12 protein-coding genes are annotated in these 14,549 nt (G+C 73.3%); 8 read left to right on the top strand and 4 right to left on the bottom strand.

Going from position 1 to position 14,549, the window contains the following annotated elements:
* Position 1 precedes the first annotated feature (1 nt).
* The 5 genes from H300_RS0115285 to H300_RS27075 all read left to right on the top strand — a co-directional run bounded on the left by H300_RS0115285 (position 2) and on the right by H300_RS27075 (position 5,829).
* Entirely contained in the window at positions 2-778 is a 777-nt protein-coding gene (locus tag H300_RS0115285; RefSeq protein WP_028428133.1) for a DUF3710 domain-containing protein, read from the top strand.
* Positions 779-1,173: 395 nt separating this feature from the next.
* Positions 1,174-3,795 (top strand): ATP-binding protein, encoded by a 2,622-nt coding sequence (locus H300_RS0115290; protein ID WP_028428134.1) that lies wholly within the window; start codon positions 1,174-1,176, stop codon positions 3,793-3,795.
* A 10-nt stretch (positions 3,796-3,805) separates the two neighbouring features.
* Positions 3,806-4,489, top strand: coding sequence for a response regulator (locus H300_RS0115295; protein WP_028428135.1), 684 nt, complete (start codon positions 3,806-3,808; stop codon positions 4,487-4,489).
* Between the two features lie 47 nt (positions 4,490-4,536).
* Complete coding sequence (locus H300_RS0115300) at positions 4,537-4,935, top strand: OB-fold nucleic acid binding domain-containing protein (RefSeq protein WP_028428136.1); 399 nt, start codon at positions 4,537-4,539, stop codon at positions 4,933-4,935.
* Positions 4,936-4,938: 3 nt separating this feature from the next.
* On the top strand, positions 4,939-5,829 hold the full coding sequence (locus H300_RS27075; protein WP_051270067.1) for a DUF3159 domain-containing protein: 891 nt from the start codon (positions 4,939-4,941) through the stop codon (positions 5,827-5,829).
* A 101-nt stretch (positions 5,830-5,930) separates the two neighbouring features.
* Here H300_RS27075 and H300_RS27080 read toward each other — a convergent pair whose 3' ends face one another.
* The 3 genes from H300_RS27080 to H300_RS0115320 all read right to left on the bottom strand — a co-directional run bounded on the left by H300_RS27080 (position 5,931) and on the right by H300_RS0115320 (position 9,672).
* The gene (locus tag H300_RS27080; RefSeq protein WP_051270072.1) at positions 5,931-6,629 is read right to left on the bottom strand and encodes a potassium channel family protein; all 699 of its coding nucleotides are present in this window, start codon (positions 6,627-6,629) and stop codon (positions 5,931-5,933) included.
* 100 nt (positions 6,630-6,729) lie between these two features.
* Positions 6,730-7,395 (bottom strand): potassium channel family protein, encoded by a 666-nt coding sequence (locus H300_RS0115315; RefSeq protein WP_028428137.1) that lies wholly within the window; start codon positions 7,393-7,395, stop codon positions 6,730-6,732.
* Between the two features lie 108 nt (positions 7,396-7,503).
* Positions 7,504-9,672, bottom strand: a complete 2,169-nt coding sequence (locus tag H300_RS0115320) for an MMPL family transporter (RefSeq protein WP_028428138.1) — start codon at positions 9,670-9,672, stop codon at positions 7,504-7,506.
* 133 nt (positions 9,673-9,805) lie between these two features.
* Between H300_RS0115320 and H300_RS27085 the strand changes: the two genes are divergently transcribed.
* Complete coding sequence (locus H300_RS27085) at positions 9,806-10,312, top strand: MarR family transcriptional regulator (RefSeq protein WP_051270068.1); 507 nt, start codon at positions 9,806-9,808, stop codon at positions 10,310-10,312.
* A gap of 125 nt (positions 10,313-10,437) precedes the next feature.
* Here H300_RS27085 and H300_RS27090 read toward each other — a convergent pair whose 3' ends face one another.
* A complete protein-coding gene (locus H300_RS27090) occupies positions 10,438-11,997 on the bottom strand; it encodes an SDR family oxidoreductase (protein ID WP_106966848.1) in 1,560 nt (519 codons plus the stop codon).
* Between the two features lie 350 nt (positions 11,998-12,347).
* Between H300_RS27090 and H300_RS0115335 the strand changes: the two genes are divergently transcribed.
* Together H300_RS0115335 and H300_RS31880 are read left to right on the top strand one after the other, a co-directional pair.
* Entirely contained in the window at positions 12,348-13,676 is a 1,329-nt protein-coding gene (locus tag H300_RS0115335; protein ID WP_028428139.1) for a class I SAM-dependent RNA methyltransferase, read from the top strand.
* A gap of 395 nt (positions 13,677-14,071) precedes the next feature.
* The gene (locus H300_RS31880) at positions 14,072-14,527 is read left to right on the top strand and encodes a hypothetical protein (protein WP_028426895.1); all 456 of its coding nucleotides are present in this window, start codon (positions 14,072-14,074) and stop codon (positions 14,525-14,527) included.
* The last annotated feature ends 22 nt before the right edge of the window (positions 14,528-14,549 follow it).

Genomic DNA, 14,549 nt, shown 5'->3' on the forward strand with positions numbered 1-14,549 from the left:
CGTGTTCGGACGTCGCAAGCGGGACGGGAAGCCGGAAGGCGCCCCGGACGAGAGGAACACCGACGCCGAGGACTCGGCGGAGGGCACCCCGGCCGAGGAGGGCGCCGGGGGCGCGGCGCGGGTGAAACTGCCACCGGCACCCCGCCCCGACGGCCCGTGGGACCTCTCCGAGGTCAGCGAACCGGACAAGGGCCGGGTGGACCTCGGGGGCGTGTTCGTCCCCGGTGTCGAGGGCATGGAACTGCGGGTCGAGGTCGCCGGGGACGCCATCGTCGCCGCGACGGTCGTCCTGCGGGACAGCGCCATCCAGCTCCAGGCGTTCGCCGCTCCCCGGCGCGAGGGGCTGTGGGACGAGGTGCGCGAGGAGATCGCCTCCGGCATCACTCAGCAGGGCGGCGTCATCGACGAGGTCGAGGGTCCGCTGGGCTGGGAGCTTCGGGCCCAGGTCCCCGTCCAGCTCCCGGACGGCAAGAACGGCGTCCAGGTGGTCCGCTTCATCGGCGTCGACGGACCGCGCTGGTTCCTGCGCGGGGTCATCTCCGGCCAGGGCGCGGTGCAGCCGCAGGCCGCCGGACTGCTGGAGCAGATCTTCAAGGACGCGGTCGTCGTCCGCGGGGACGCGCCGATGGCGCCCCGGGACCCGATCGTCCTGAAGCTGCCCAACGACGCCCAGATGGTGCCCGACGGCGTCCAGCAGGACGACGCCGAGACGGGCTCCCGGTTCGCCGGCGGCATCGACAAGCTCCAGCGCGGCCCGGAGACCACCGAGGTGCGCTGACGGCACGCCCGGCCTCCTGCCGCGCCCCGGCGCCCACGGGCCGGACCCCGCTCGGGGCCCGGCCCGCGCGGGGGCCGGGCGGAGCGCGAGGACGGCGTCAAGGCGCGCCCGGGGCGCGTGAGGAACGCGTCAAGGCGGCGGGCGGCCCCGCCGCACCGGTGTTGACTCGGGACCGCGGCCGGGACGGCCGCCGAGCCCTGTCCCGCACCGGAGGTCCCTCGCCGATGGCCGATGTCGCCCTGGTCGCCCTCGCGGTGCCCCGCCCTGCTCGTCGCGGCGGTCGTCGCGCATCGCGTGGCACGGCTCCGACCGGGCGAGGGCGGCCGGGCACGCCCCGGCCCGGGGCACCGGACCGCACCACCCCGCTCGTTCTTCCGTGTGGTCAGAATGGACCCATGACACGACGCGGAACGCTGCGGATCTACCTGGGCGCGGCACCCGGCGTGGGCAAGACCTACGCGATGCTCGCCGAGGGGCACCGGCGCAGCGCACGCGGCTCGGACGTGGTGGTCGGCTGTGTCGAGCACCACGACCGCCCGCGGACCGCAGAGCTGCTGAACGGCCTGGAACAGTGCCGGCGGTACGCCGCGGCCCCGGCCGCCCCCGGAGGCGTCCCGGCCGACTCCTTCGACCCCGAGGGGGCCGCCGCTCCCGCCTCGCGCCTCGGCGCCTTCGGCGAGATGGACGTGGCGGCGGTGCTGGCCCGGGCACCGCGGGTCGCACTGGTCGACGAACTGGCCCACACCAACGCCCCCGACTCCCGCAACGCGCAGCGCTGGCAGGACGTCGACGAACTGCTCGCCGCCGGGATCGACGTCGTCTCCACCGTCAACATCCAGCACCTGGAGTCGCTGGGGGACGTCGTCGAGTCCATCACCGGGGTGCGGCAGCGCGAGACCGTGCCCGACGAGGTGGTACGCCGGGCGGACCAGATCGAACTCGTCGACATGACCCCGCAGGCGCTGCGCCGCCGGATGGCACACGGCAACGTCTACAGCCCGGACCGGGTCGACGCCGCCCTGTCCAACTACTTCCGCCCCGGCAACCTCACCGCGCTGCGCGAACTGGCGCTGCTGTGGACCGCCGACCGCGTCGACGAGTACCTCCAGCAGTACCGCAGCGAGCACTCCATACGGTCCACCTGGCAGGCCAGGGAGCGCATCGTGGTCGGCCTCACCGGTGGGCCCGAGGGCCGCACGCTGATCCGGCGGGCCGCCCGGATGGCCGCCAAGGGCTCGGGCAGCGAGCTGCTCGCCGTGCACATCGCCCGCTCGGACGGGCTCGCCCCGGTGTCGCCGAAGGAGATCACCGTCCAGCGCAACCTGGTCGAGGACCTCGGCGGCACCTTCCACCACGTCATCGGCGAGGACGTGTCCCGTTCGCTGCTGGACTTCGCACGCGGCGTCAACGCCACCCAGATCGTGCTCGGCTCCAGCCGCCGGAAGTCCTGGCAGTACGTGTTCGGCGCCGGCGTCGGCGCCACCGTCGCCCGGGACTCCGGGCCGGACCTGGACGTCCACATCGTCACCCACGAGCAGGCCGCCAAGGGCCGGGGGCTGCCGGTCGCCAGGGGCACCCGCTTCGGGGCGCCGCGGATCGCCGCGGGCTGGCTCGTGGCCGTCGCCGCACCCGGGCTGCTCGCCTGGCCGCTGATCGCGGCGCAGCCGCACCTGGGCTTCGCCAACATCGTGCTCGTCTTCCTGGCGCTCACCATCGCGGCCGGCCTGGTCGGCGGCATGCTTCCGGCACTGGCCTCCGCTGCGGTGTGCTCGGCGCTGCTGAACTTCTTCTTCACCCACCCGGAACGCACCTGGTCCGTCACCGACCCCCGCAACGCCGTGTCGCTGGTGATCTTCTTCGTCGTGGCCGTCGCCGTCTCGTCCGTCGTGGACCTCGCGGTGCGCCGTACCGACCAGGCCGCCCGGCTGCGGGCGGAGTCGGAGATCCTGGCGGTGCTCGCCGGGAGCGTGCTGCGCGGCGACGACTCGCTGGAGGCCCTGCTGGAACGCGTCAGGGAGACCTTCGCGATGGACGCGGTGGCCCTGCTGGAGCGGCCCAGGGAGCACGGCGGGTGGACCTGTGCGGGCAGCGTGGGCGCCCCCGTCGACGGGCGCCGGATGACGCGTCCGGAGGACGGCGAGGTGGACATGCCCGTCGGCGACCACCGGATGCTCGTGCTGGCCGGTCGCCGGCTTCCCGCCGAGGACCGCCGGGTGCTCGCCGCCTTCGCCGCCCAGGCGGTGGGCGTGCTGGACCGGCAGCGGCTGGTCGGGGAGGCCGAGCAGGCCCGTGCCCTGGCCGAGGGGAACCGTATCCGCACCGCCCTGCTGGCTGCCGTCAGCCACGACCTGCGCACCCCGCTGTCCGCCATCAAGGCCGCCGTCAGCTCGCTGCGCTCGGACGACGTCGCCTGGTCCAAGGAGGACGAGGCGGACCTGCTGGAGGGCATCGAGGACGGCGCCGACCGGCTCGACCACCTGGTGGGCAACCTCCTCGACATGTCCCGGCTCCAGACCGGCACCGTCACCCCGCTGATCCGGGAGGCCGACCTCGACGAGGTGGTGCCCCGCGCGCTCGGCGGGGTACCGGACGGCAGCGTCGTGCTGGACGTCCCCGAGACGCTGCCGATGGTCGCGGTCGACCCCGGCCTGCTGGAGCGCTCGGTCGCCAACGTCGTCGAGAACGCTGTCAAGTACAGCCCGCCCGGACGCCGGGTCAAGGTCTCGGCCAGCGCCCTGCACGACCGCGTGGAGCTGCGGGTCACCGACCGCGGTCCGGGCGTCCCGGACAGCGACAAGGACCGGATCTTCGAACCCTTCCAGCGCTACGGCGACGCCCCCCGGGGCTCCGGCGTCGGCCTGGGGCTGGCCGTCGCCCGCGGTTTCGTCGAGGCGATGGGCGGCACCCTGGATGCCGAGGACACCCCGGGCGGCGGCATGACCATGGTCCTCACCCTGCGTGCCGGCACCGGCCGCCCGCAGTCGTCCGCCGACCTGCCCGCGCAGGCCACCACCTGAAGGGAACGCGATGCGCCGAGTGCTCGTGGTCGACGACGAGCCCCAGATCGTCCGCGCGCTGGTGATCAACCTCAAGGCCCGCGCCTACGAGGTGGACGCCGCGTACGACGGCGCCACCGCGCTGCGGCTGGCCGCCGAGCGGCACCCGGACGTCGTCGTCCTGGACCTGGGCCTGCCCGACATGGACGGTGTCGAGGTCATCCGGGGCATCCGCGGCTGGACGCGGGTGCCGATCCTCGTCCTGTCCGCCCGGCACTCCTCCGACGAGAAGGTGGAGGCGCTCGACGCGGGTGCCGACGACTACGTCACCAAGCCGTTCGGCATGGACGAGCTGCTCGCCCGGCTGCGGGCCGCCGTCCGGCGGGCCGAGCCCGCCCCGGCGGCCGACGAGCCGGCGCTGGTGGAGACGGACTCCTTCAGCGTCGACCTGGCCGCCAAGAAGGTCCACCGTGACGGGAGGGACGTGCGTCTCACCCCGACCGAGTGGCACCTGCTGGAGGTGCTGGTGCGCAACACCGGCCGCCTCGTCGGCCAGAAGCAGCTGCTCCAGGAGGTCTGGGGGCCCTCCTACGGCACCGAGACCAACTACCTGAGGGTCTACATGGCCCAGCTGCGACGCAAGCTGGAGACCGACCCCTCGCACCCGCGGCACTTCGTCACCGAACCGGGCATGGGGTACCGCTTCGAGAGGTGACGCACGGACCGGCGGTTTCCCGCCGAACGGCGGGTACGCTGGCCGGTATGAGTGGTGCGACCAGGCCCGCACGGCGGGCCGGGAGGATACGGCGCCTCCTCGACGTCTTCTCGCCCTCCGGGGAGCGGCAGGCGGCCGAGCGGCCCCAGGAGGACCGCGCCGCGGTCGGCTGCACCCACATCCGGGACTGCGGCGACCGCCAGATCGTCAAGGTGACCGGAACGCTGCGCAGCGTTACACTCCGACCCCGGGCCGGAGTACCCGCGCTGGAGGCCGAGCTGTTCGACGGCACGGCCTCACTGGACGTGGTCTGGCTGGGCCGTCGCGCTATCGCCGGTGTCGAGCCGGGACGTACGCTGATCGCCTCCGGCCGTATCGCGATGTACCGCGGCCGTCCGGTGCTGTTCAACCCCAAGTACGAACTGCGTTCCCCCGGACAGGAGTAGCGAGTGACCTCACTCGACAAGCCGGCCTCGGACCCCGAGGCGCCGACGGTGGCGCCGATCGCCGACGAGGACGTCACCAAGGCCGCCTTCCTGGAGGCGTTCGGCGGCGTGCGGGGCATGATCGAGACGACCGTCCCCGGTCTGGTCTTCGTCCTCAGCTACACCGTCAACCGCGACCTCCAGGTCTCCGCCCTCGCCGCCCTCGGCCTCTCCGCGCTGATGGCCGTGGCCCGGCTCGTCGGCGGGAGCACCGTCAAGCACGCGTTCAGCGGCGTCTTCGGCGTGGCCATCGGAGCGGTGTTCGCGATGATGTCCGGCGAGGCCAAGGACTTCTACCTGCCCGGCATGCTCTACACCCTGGGCCTCGCAGTGGCCTACCTCGTCAGCGCCGCGGCCGGCCTCCCGCTGCTGGGCCTCATCCTGGGGCCGGTGTTCCGGGAGAACCTCTCCTGGCGGACCCGCAACCCCGGGCGGAAGCGGGCGTACACCAAGTCCTCGTACGCCTGGGGCATCGTCCTGCTGGCCAAGTCGTGCATCACCTTCCCGATCTACTTCTGGGGCGATGTCACCCAGCTGGGATGGCTGCGGGTGGCGCTCGGTATCCCGCCCTTCCTGCTCTGCGTCTACCTGACCTGGATCTTCCTCGCCAAGGCGCCCCCGCCGATCGACGTGATCGCCGAGATGGAGGCCGAGGAGCAGCGGGAGAAGGCCGAGAAGTCCCGTCGCGAGACCGGCGGCGCGTCCTCCGCGGCGCCGCCGGACAGCGCTGCGGGCCACGTACCGCCGGGCGGCGGCGCGCAGGTTCCGGGGGGCGCCTCCGACGGTCCGACGGCTCCGGCCGACGACTCCCCCGAGGACCCCGACCGGTCCGGTGGCCGGCACCGGGCAGGCTGACCCGCCCCCGCGCACGTGCCGCGGGCGCCCGACCGGAGAACCGGTCGGGCGCCCGCGGCAGACGTGCAGGGGGTATCCCGGACGAGGCGTGCGTCCGCCGGTCAGTTCCCGGGGCCGAGGGTCCGGCTGCCGCCGCCCCGGCCGCGCACCGACAGCAGGTCCTCCAACTGCTTCTCGCGGTCCTGGGCCGCCACGAACAGCAGCTCGTCGCCCGCTTCCAGCACGTGCTCGCCCTTGGGCGTGAGGACCCGGGTGCCGCGGATGATCGTGACCAGCGCGGTGTCCTCCGGCCAGTCCACGCCGTCCACCCTCGTCCCGGCCAGCGACGCCTCCGGCGGCAGGGTGAGCTCCACGAGGTTGGCATCGCCCTGGCTGAACCGCATCAGCCGCACCAGGTCGCCGACGCTCACCGCCTCCTCGACCAGCGCGGACATCAGCCGCGGCGTGGACACCGCCACGTCCACGCCCCACGCCTCGTTGAAGAGCCACTCGTTCTTCGGGTTGTTGACCCGGGCCACCACCCGCGGCACGCCGTACTCGGTCTTACCGAGCAGTGACACCACCAGGTTGACCTTGTCGTCGCCGGTGGCGGCGATGACCACGTTGCAGCGTTGCAACGCGGCCTCGTCCAGCGAGGTGATCTCGCAGGCGTCGGCGAGCAGCCACTCCGCCTGCGGCACCCGTTCCACCGAGATGGCGGTGGGCGCCTTGTCGATCAGCAGCACCTCGTGGCCGTTCTCCAGCAGCTCGCCCGCGATCGACCGTCCGACCGCGCCTGCTCCGGCAATCGCGACCCTCACCGCTGCCGCCCCTTCCGACCCGCTCCGGGCCGCGTCCACCCGGCGGCCCGGGGTGCCCCGGCCGCCGGGAGCGCCGGGCCCGCCACTGTCCACGTCCCGCTCACGGTGTCTCCTCCGGCCCGCGGTCGAACACTGCCTCGACGTTCCCGACCTGCCGGCATTCCATCATCACGTGCACGAGGTCGCCCTCCTGGAGCACGGTGTGGCTGTCCGGGACCATCGCTTCCCCCATTCGGGTGAGAAACGCGATCCGCGCCCCCGACTCCTCCTGGAGCCGGCTGATCCGGTGCCCCACCCACGCGGCGGAGGTGTGCACCTCCGCAAGCTGCACGCCACCGGTCGGGTCCAGCCACAGCGGTTCCGCCCCGGACGGCAGCAGCCGCCGCAGCATCTGGTCCGCCGTCCACCGGACGGTCGCGACGGTGGGAATCCCGAGCCGCTGGTACACCTCGGCGCGCCGCGGGTCGTAGATCCGGGCGGCCACGTTGTCCACGCCGAACATCTCGCGGGCCACCCGGGCCGCGATGATGTTGGAGTTGTCGCCGCTGCTGACCGCGGCGAAGGCGCCCGCGTCCTCGATCCCCGCCTCGCGCAGGGTGTCCTGGTCGAAACCGACACCGGTGACCCGGCGCCCGCCGAAACCGGACCCGAGTCTGCGGAAGGCGGTCGGGTCCTGGTCAATGACCGCGACGGTGTGCCCCTGGGTCTCCAGGGTCTTCGAGAGTGCGGCGCCGACCCGGCCGCATCCCATGATCACGATGTGCATGAGGCCGTTACCCCACACCTTCCCCTGCTGCTGTCACCTCGGCGGACACCGTCCGGCGCTGTGCCGGGTCGCGCCGACCCGGCACGGTGCCGAACGGTGCACCCCACGCTACCCGTCCGCGCCGGGAGCGGCCGCATCACCGTCCGGCCGGGTCGCGCCGCCGGCCGGCAGCGGTGCGTCGCGGCGGTGCCGCAGCGCGCTCGGCCACCACACCACCGGGCCGACGTCCCGGACCAGCGCGGGCACCAGCAGCGACCGCACCACCAGGGTGTCCAGCAGCACGCCGAAGGCCACGATGAACGCGATCTGCACCAGGAACGCCAGCGGGATCACCACCAGCGCGGCGAAGGTCGCCGCCAGCACCACACCGGCCGAGGTGATCACCCCGCCGGTGGCGGCGAGGCCCTTGAGCACGCCGAGGCGGGTGCCGTGTTTCAGGGTCTCCTCGCGGACCCGGGTCATCAGGAAGATGTTGTAGTCCACGCCGAGCGCCACCAGGAAGACGAACCCGTAGAGCGGCACCGAGGGGTCCGTCGCGGTGAAGCCCAGCAGGTGCTGGAAGACCAGGGCGGAGACCCCCAGCGTCGCCAGGTAGTTGAGACCCACGGTGGCCACCAGCACCACCGGCATCACCAGTGAGCGGAGCAGCAGGATCAGGACCAGCAGGATGATGCCCAGCACCACCGGGGTGATGACCGAGCGGTCGCGCTCCGCCGTGGTCTGGGTGTCGTACTGCTGGGCGGTGTAGCCGCCGACCAGGGCGTCGGCCCCGGAGATCTCGTGCACGGCATCCCGCAGCCGCAGGATGGTGTCGTTGGCCGCGTCGCTGTCGGCCGGCGCCTCCAGGGTCGCGTCGATCCGCACCTGCCCGTCCACCACCATCGGCTCGCCGCCGGGCCGGCCGTCCGCGCTCACCGGTGCCGCCGCGTCCACACCCTCGGTGTCGCCGACCACCTCCGTCACCTCGGCGGTGCGGTCCGCGTTCGCGATGACGACGGCGGGATTCCCGGAGCCGCCGGGGAAGTGCTCGGCCAGCTTCTCCTGCGCCGTGACGGAGGGCGCGTCGTTGACGAAGATCTCCTTCAGCGGCACCCCCTGCGTGTTCAGCAGCGGGGAGAACGCCGCCGCTGCGACCAGGCCGGCCAGGGAGAACGCCCAGACCCGGCGCGGAGAGCGGTCCACCAGCGCCGCGACGCGTCCCCACAGACCCGTGCCGACGGCGTCCGGCGCGGGCTCCTCCGCAGCCGGCTGCGGCGTCGACGGCCAGTACGCCGCCCGTCCCAGCAGGACCAGCACCGCGGGCAGGTAGGTCAGGACGCTGAGCACCGCGCAGACGATGCCGATGGCACCCACCGGGCCCAGCGCCTGATTGTTGCGGAGGTCGCTCAGCAGCAGCGCCAGCAGCCCCAGGGCCACGGTCGCGGCGCTGGCGCTGATCGCGCCGAACGAGCGGCGCAGCGCCGCCCGCATCGCCCGGTAGCGGTCGCTGCCGGGCTTGACCAGTTCCTCGCGGAACCGCGCCGTGAGCAGCAGCGCGTAGTCGGTCGCGGCTCCGATCACGAGGATGAACAGGATGCCCTGCACCTGGCCGTCGACCCGGACCACGTCCCGGTCGGCGAGGGCGTAGACGACGGCGGAGGCGAGCGCCAGGGCGAACACCGAGCCGGTGATGATCACCAGCGGCAGCAGCACGCTGCGGTAGACGAGCAGCAGGATGACCAGCACGACGCTCAGCGCCACCCCGAGCAGCAGCCCGTCGATGCCCGCGAAGGCGTCGCCGAGATCCGCCTGGGTGGCGGCCGGCCCGGCGACGTACACCTCGGTGCCCGGCACCTCCTCGGCTGCGGACCTGACCTCCGCCAGGGCCTCCGCGGTCTGCTCGCCCAGCGAGTCGTCCAGCTGCACCACGCCCTGGAGCGCCCGGCCGTCCTCGGAGGGCACGGCCGGGGAGGCCTGACCGGTGGCCCAGGACGCCTCTCCCAGCTTTTCCAGGACCTGGGAGGCCGCGCCGCGCTGCCCGGGTGTGACCTGCTCGCCGCCGTCGCCGGCGGACTCCCAGACCACGATCGCGGGGATCGACTCGGTCTTCTGGAACTTCTGTTGCGCCTCACCGACCCGGGTGGACTCGGCGCTCTCCGGCAGGAAGGCGGACTGGTCGTTGGTGGAGACGTCGCCGAGCTTGCCGGCGTACGGGCCCAGGCCGCCCCCCACCCCCAGCCAGACGGCCAGCAGGACGACAGGCAGCAGCCAGCGGAGGCTGCGTGGTGCAGAACTCATCTTTTCCCCTGATCGGCACGGTACGGCGGGCGGACCACCCCGGCCCGCGGACGGGCCGGGCGCGAACCGAATCGGACCGGTACAACTCGATGGCTGAGAATCTCAATCATTGAAGCATGTATATCGTGGGGGAGTGCGCGACAAGGATCACCCCCAGCCCGGCCCGGTCGGCGGGAGCGACGAGGGCCCGTCCACCGACCTCCCGGCATTCGCCGTCCTGCTGCGCCGGATGAACGGCGAGTTCAACCGCCTCGCGCACGACTTCGCCCTCACCAACGACCTGCACCCCACCGACGTGCAGGCGCTGATCGCCCTCCTCGACAGCGACCCCGAGGTGCCCGTCACCCCCGGCGTCCTGCGCGACCGGCTGCACCTGACCTCCGGCGCCGTCACCGCCTGCCTGGACCGGCTGGAGCGCGCCGGGCACGTACGGCGCGAACGCGACGCCGTCGACCGCCGGGTCGTCCACCTGCGGTACGCCGGCCGCGGACGCGAGGTCGCCCGCCGCTTCTTCCAGCCACTCGCCCGTGGCACCGAGGCCGCCCGGCAGCGGTTCAGCGACCCTGAACTCCGGATCGTGGTCCGGTTCCTGGCAGTGCTCAACGAGGAACTCGACGAGCAGCGCGACGCCTCCCCGTAGCAGCGTCCGGCCGCTTCGCCCGAGGACCGCGACCGCCCCTGACCGCCTCCCGCGTGCGCTCGACCGTCCGCGCGCCCGGCTCAATCCCGCCCGGGGCGGTTGCGCCCGGGGCGACGGGGGCCGGCTCATCCGCGACGGGAGCGGCCGGGGCGGTGGGGGCCGGACCGTCCGGACCGCTCCCCGTCCGGACCCGACCGGCCGCCGCTGCGGCGCTCCGCCGCCCTGGCGATGTTGCGCGCCATCCCGCCGAACACGGCGGCGTGGAAAGGGCTCACGCTCCACCAGTACGCGTGCCCGGCCAGCCCGTGCGGATGGAACAGCGCCCGCTGCCCGTAGTACGTCCGCCCGTCCTCGCCCGTGCGGACGTGCAGCTCCAGCCAGGCCAGCCCCGGCAGCCGCATCTCCGCACGCAGCCGCAGCAAACGACCGCGCTCGATCTCCTCCACCCGCCAGAAGTCCAGCGAGTCGCCCACCCGCAGGCGGTTCGCGTCCCGCCGCCCCCGGCGCAGCCCCACCCCGCCGACCAGCCGGTCCAACCAGCCGCGCACCGCCCACGCCAGAGGGAAGGAGTACCAGCCGTTGTCCCCGCCGATGCTCTCGACCACCTCCCACAGGACGTCCGTGGACGCCTCCACCGCCCGCTGCCGCCGGTCGAGGTAGAGGCTGCCGCCGGACCAGCCCGGGTCGGTGGGCAGCGGATCGCTCGGCGCGCCGGGAAGCGCGGCCGAGGACCACCGTGTGGTCACCTTCGCCTCCCGGATGCGCCGCAGCGCCAGCTCCAGCGCCCGGTCGATGCCCAGCGCCCCCTCCGGAGGAACCGGCACGTACGCTTCGATGTCCCCCTCCGCGCACACCACCTCGTGCCGCAGCGACTCCGCCAGCGGTTTGGCGATCGACCTCGGGACGGGCGTGACCAGCCCGATCCAGTGGCTGGACAGCCGCGGCGTCAGCACCGGCACCGGCACGATCACCCGCCGCGGGAGGCCTGCCACCGCGGCGTAGCGCTGCATCATCTCGCGGTAGGTCAGGACGTCCGGGCCGCCCACGTCGAATGTCCGGTTCACGTCCGGGGGCAGATGCGCGCAGCCGACCAGCAGTCGCAGCACGTCGCGGATCGCGATCGGCTGCACCCGGCTGCCCACCCAGCTCGGCGTGACCATCACCGGCAGCCGCTCGGTGAGGTAGCGCAGCATCTCGAACGAGGCCGAGCCGGAGCCGATGACCACCGCGGCCCGCAGTGCGGCCGTCGGGACGCCGGAGTCCAGCAGGATCCGCGCCACCTCCGCGCGGGACCTCAGGTGCGCCGACAGCTCCCGCTCGGGCACGCCCGCCGGCGTCAGCCCGCCGAGGTAGACCAGTCTGCCCACCCCGGCGTCCCGGCACTCCTCACCGAAGATCCGCGCCGCCCGCCCGTCCGTCCGCTCGAAGTCACGGCCGCTGCCCAGTGCGTGCACCAGGTAGTAGGCCACGTCCACGTCCCGCACCGCCGCCCGCACCGACCCGGCGTCCGTGACGTCCCCGGCCACCACCTCCACCCGGTCCGCCCACGGCTGGTCGCGCAGCTTCTCCGGGCTGCGGGCCAGGCACCGCACGGTGTGACCCGCATCGAGCAGCTCCGGAACCAGCCGGCCGCCGACATAGCCGGAGGCTCCGGTCACCAGGACGCGCAGCGGTTCGCCGGTCATTCGCACTCCTTCGTCGCAGCAATGGGACGCGTGGGGCAACAGCGGAGCCCGTACCGGAGCCCCGTTTCTCCGGGTCTCGGCGGGGCCCGACGGGGCGAGGGACGCCGTCATCGTCAGCAGTACCCGCTGCGTCCGCAACATGCGTCGCTTGTGCGTCCAATTGCCGACGGAAGGATGACGCCGACGGCGGAAGGCTGACGCCCGACGACGGAGACGTCACGCGCCCTGGCGGACGGTGCGGACGCGGCAGGTGGTGCCGGGCCGGACGGGCGTACGGAAGGGGCCCCGGAGCGACGTACAGTAGAAGGCTGCCGTTCGCACACCCCCTCGCCTCCTGGAGTCACCCCGACATGTCCGAAACCGCCGCCGCATCACTGGTCGGCCAGGAGTACGAGGTCGAGGTCGGCCCGGTCGCCCACGGCGGCCACTGCGTCGCCCGCACCACCGAGGGCCGGGTGCTCTTCGTCCGGCACGCGCTGCCCGGCGAGCGGGTCACCGCCCGGATCACCGACGGTGACGCCGACTCCCGTTTCCTGCGCGCTGACGCGGTCAAGATCCTGGACCCGTCCAAGGACCGGATCGAGGCGCCGTGCCCCTTCGCCGGCCCGGGGAAGTGCGGCGGCTGCGACTGGCAGCACGCCAAGCCCGGTGCGCAGCGCCGCCTGAAGGCGGAGGTGCTGACCGAGCAGCTGGCGCGCCTGGCCGGTCTCACCCCCGACGACGTCCACTGGGACGGCACTGTCGAGCCGGCACCGGGCGACAAGGTGCCCGCCGGGGAGGTGCCCGCCTGGCGCACCCGGGTCCAGTACGCCGTGGACGAGAACGGCAGGGCCGGACTCCGCAAGCACCGCTCGCACGAGGTGCAGCCCGTCGACCGCTGCCTGATCGCCGCCCCCGGCGTGTCCGAGCTGGGCATCGAGCAGCGCGAGTGGCCGCAGATCGCGACCGTCGAGGCGGCCGCGGCCGAGGGTTCCAGCGACCGCCAGGTCGTCCTCACCCCGCGCCCCGGCGGCCGGCTCCCGCTCGTCGAGCTGGACAAGCCCGTCTCCGTGCTCCGCGTCGGCGAGAAGGACAAGGCCCTGCACCGGGTGCACGGCCGCGACTTCGTCCGCGAGCGGGCCGACGACCGCACCTGGCGCGTCGGCGCCGGGGGTTTCTGGCAGGTCCACCCGCAGTCCGCGGAGCTGCTGGTCGACGCGGTCATGCGCGGACTCACCCCGCGCAAGGGCGAGATGGCCCTCGACCTGTACTGCGGCGTGGGCCTCTTCGCCGGCGCCCTCGCCCAGCGCGTCGGCGAGACGGGCGCGGTGCTCGGCATCGAGTCCGTCAAGCGTGCCGCCGAGGACGCCCGCCGCAACCTCGCCGACCTGGACCGGGTCCGCATCGAGCACGGCAAGGTCGAGCAGGTTCTGCCGCGCACCGGCATCACCGAGGCCGACCTCGTCGTCCTCGACCCGCCCCGCGCCGGCGCCGGCAAGCGCACCGTCGAGCGCCTCGCCGCCCTCGCGCCCCGCCGCATCGCCTACGTCGCCTGCGACCCGGCCGCCCTGGCCCGCGACCTCAAGTACTTCCGCGAGTCCGGCTACACCCCCCGCTTCCTCCGCGCCTTCGACCTCTTCCCGATGACCCACCACTTCGAGACGGTGGCCATCCTCGAACCGGCCGCGAAGGGCGCCTGACCTGCGGTTTCTTGCGTGCGCATGATGTGCGGTGTGGGCGTTACGGGCGATATCTTGACGCCGAAATGACGCTCGTGACGCTCATGTGACGCGCGTTCTGATGGGGTGTCAGGCGCGCGTCGGGCAGGTCAGGCGGCGTCAAGGTTGCGAGTGACGATGCAACGACGAGGGCTGGCGACGCTCAATGAACAGTGTGCATCGTGAAGTTGCGGGTCACCGGGGTGGTGTGCGCGGGCTTTGCGGTGCTCACGCTGGTCGTGGGCGGGTGTCCACGGTGAAGATCGTCTGACGTGTCGGACGGGGTCGTTCTTGGGTTCTGCTGCGCTCGCCGTCCTGCTGCTCCTACGATCCGTGACCGGATCGGTACGCCGGGAGAGTGCGGGGTGGTTGCGGGCATGCAGGAGCTGGAGCGGATCACAGCTCGCCGGAGTGAACTGGACACGCTCACCGAGGAGCTGGCCAAGCGGCTGGAGGAGGTCCAGTCCGAGCGGGAGGAACTGGTGATCGCCGAGCGGGTCCTGTACCGGCTGGCCGAGCAGGACCGGTCCGTGAAGGAGGCCGCCGAGGCCGTCACTCCTGCTCCTGCTCAGGTGGCGGGGCGGGCGGTGCTGCTGATCCCACACCGCAGCGACACCAACGACGAGGCCGCGCTGCCCGGGGACTACCGCAAGATCCTGGCGATCGTTCGTGCCGCTGACGGACCGGTGCAGGTCAGGGCGGTGGGTGTGGAGCTGGGCTTGGAGGTGGCGGCACGCGGGAAGCTGGAACCGCTGCGGGCGAAGCCGACCAAACTCGCCGACCGTGGCTGGCTGCACAAACGACCCGACGGCAAGTTCACCGCACGCTTGTAGCCGAGCGCGAGTTGGGCACTGC

The sequence above is a fragment of the Streptomyces sp. TAA040 genome, from assembly GCF_000424845.1.

Excerpts from the sequence above, each read along its gene's own strand:
- H300_RS27090 (WP_106966848.1), bottom strand. The coding sequence starts at position 11,997 with ATGACCGGCGAACCGCTGCGCGTCCTGGTGACCGGAGCCTCCGGCTAT.
- H300_RS0115290 (WP_028428134.1), top strand. The coding sequence starts at position 1,174 with ATGACACGACGCGGAACGCTGCGGATCTACCTGGGCGCGGCACCCGGC.
- H300_RS0115335 (WP_028428139.1), top strand. The coding sequence starts at position 12,348 with ATGTCCGAAACCGCCGCCGCATCACTGGTCGGCCAGGAGTACGAGGTC.
- H300_RS0115315 (WP_028428137.1), bottom strand. The coding sequence starts at position 7,395 with ATGCACATCGTGATCATGGGATGCGGCCGGGTCGGCGCCGCACTCTCG.
- H300_RS0115295 (WP_028428135.1), top strand. The coding sequence starts at position 3,806 with ATGCGCCGAGTGCTCGTGGTCGACGACGAGCCCCAGATCGTCCGCGCG.
- H300_RS31880 (WP_028426895.1), top strand. The coding sequence starts at position 14,072 with ATGCAGGAGCTGGAGCGGATCACAGCTCGCCGGAGTGAACTGGACACG.
- H300_RS0115320 (WP_028428138.1), bottom strand. The coding sequence starts at position 9,672 with ATGAGTTCTGCACCACGCAGCCTCCGCTGGCTGCTGCCTGTCGTCCTG.
- H300_RS0115300 (WP_028428136.1), top strand. The coding sequence starts at position 4,537 with ATGAGTGGTGCGACCAGGCCCGCACGGCGGGCCGGGAGGATACGGCGC.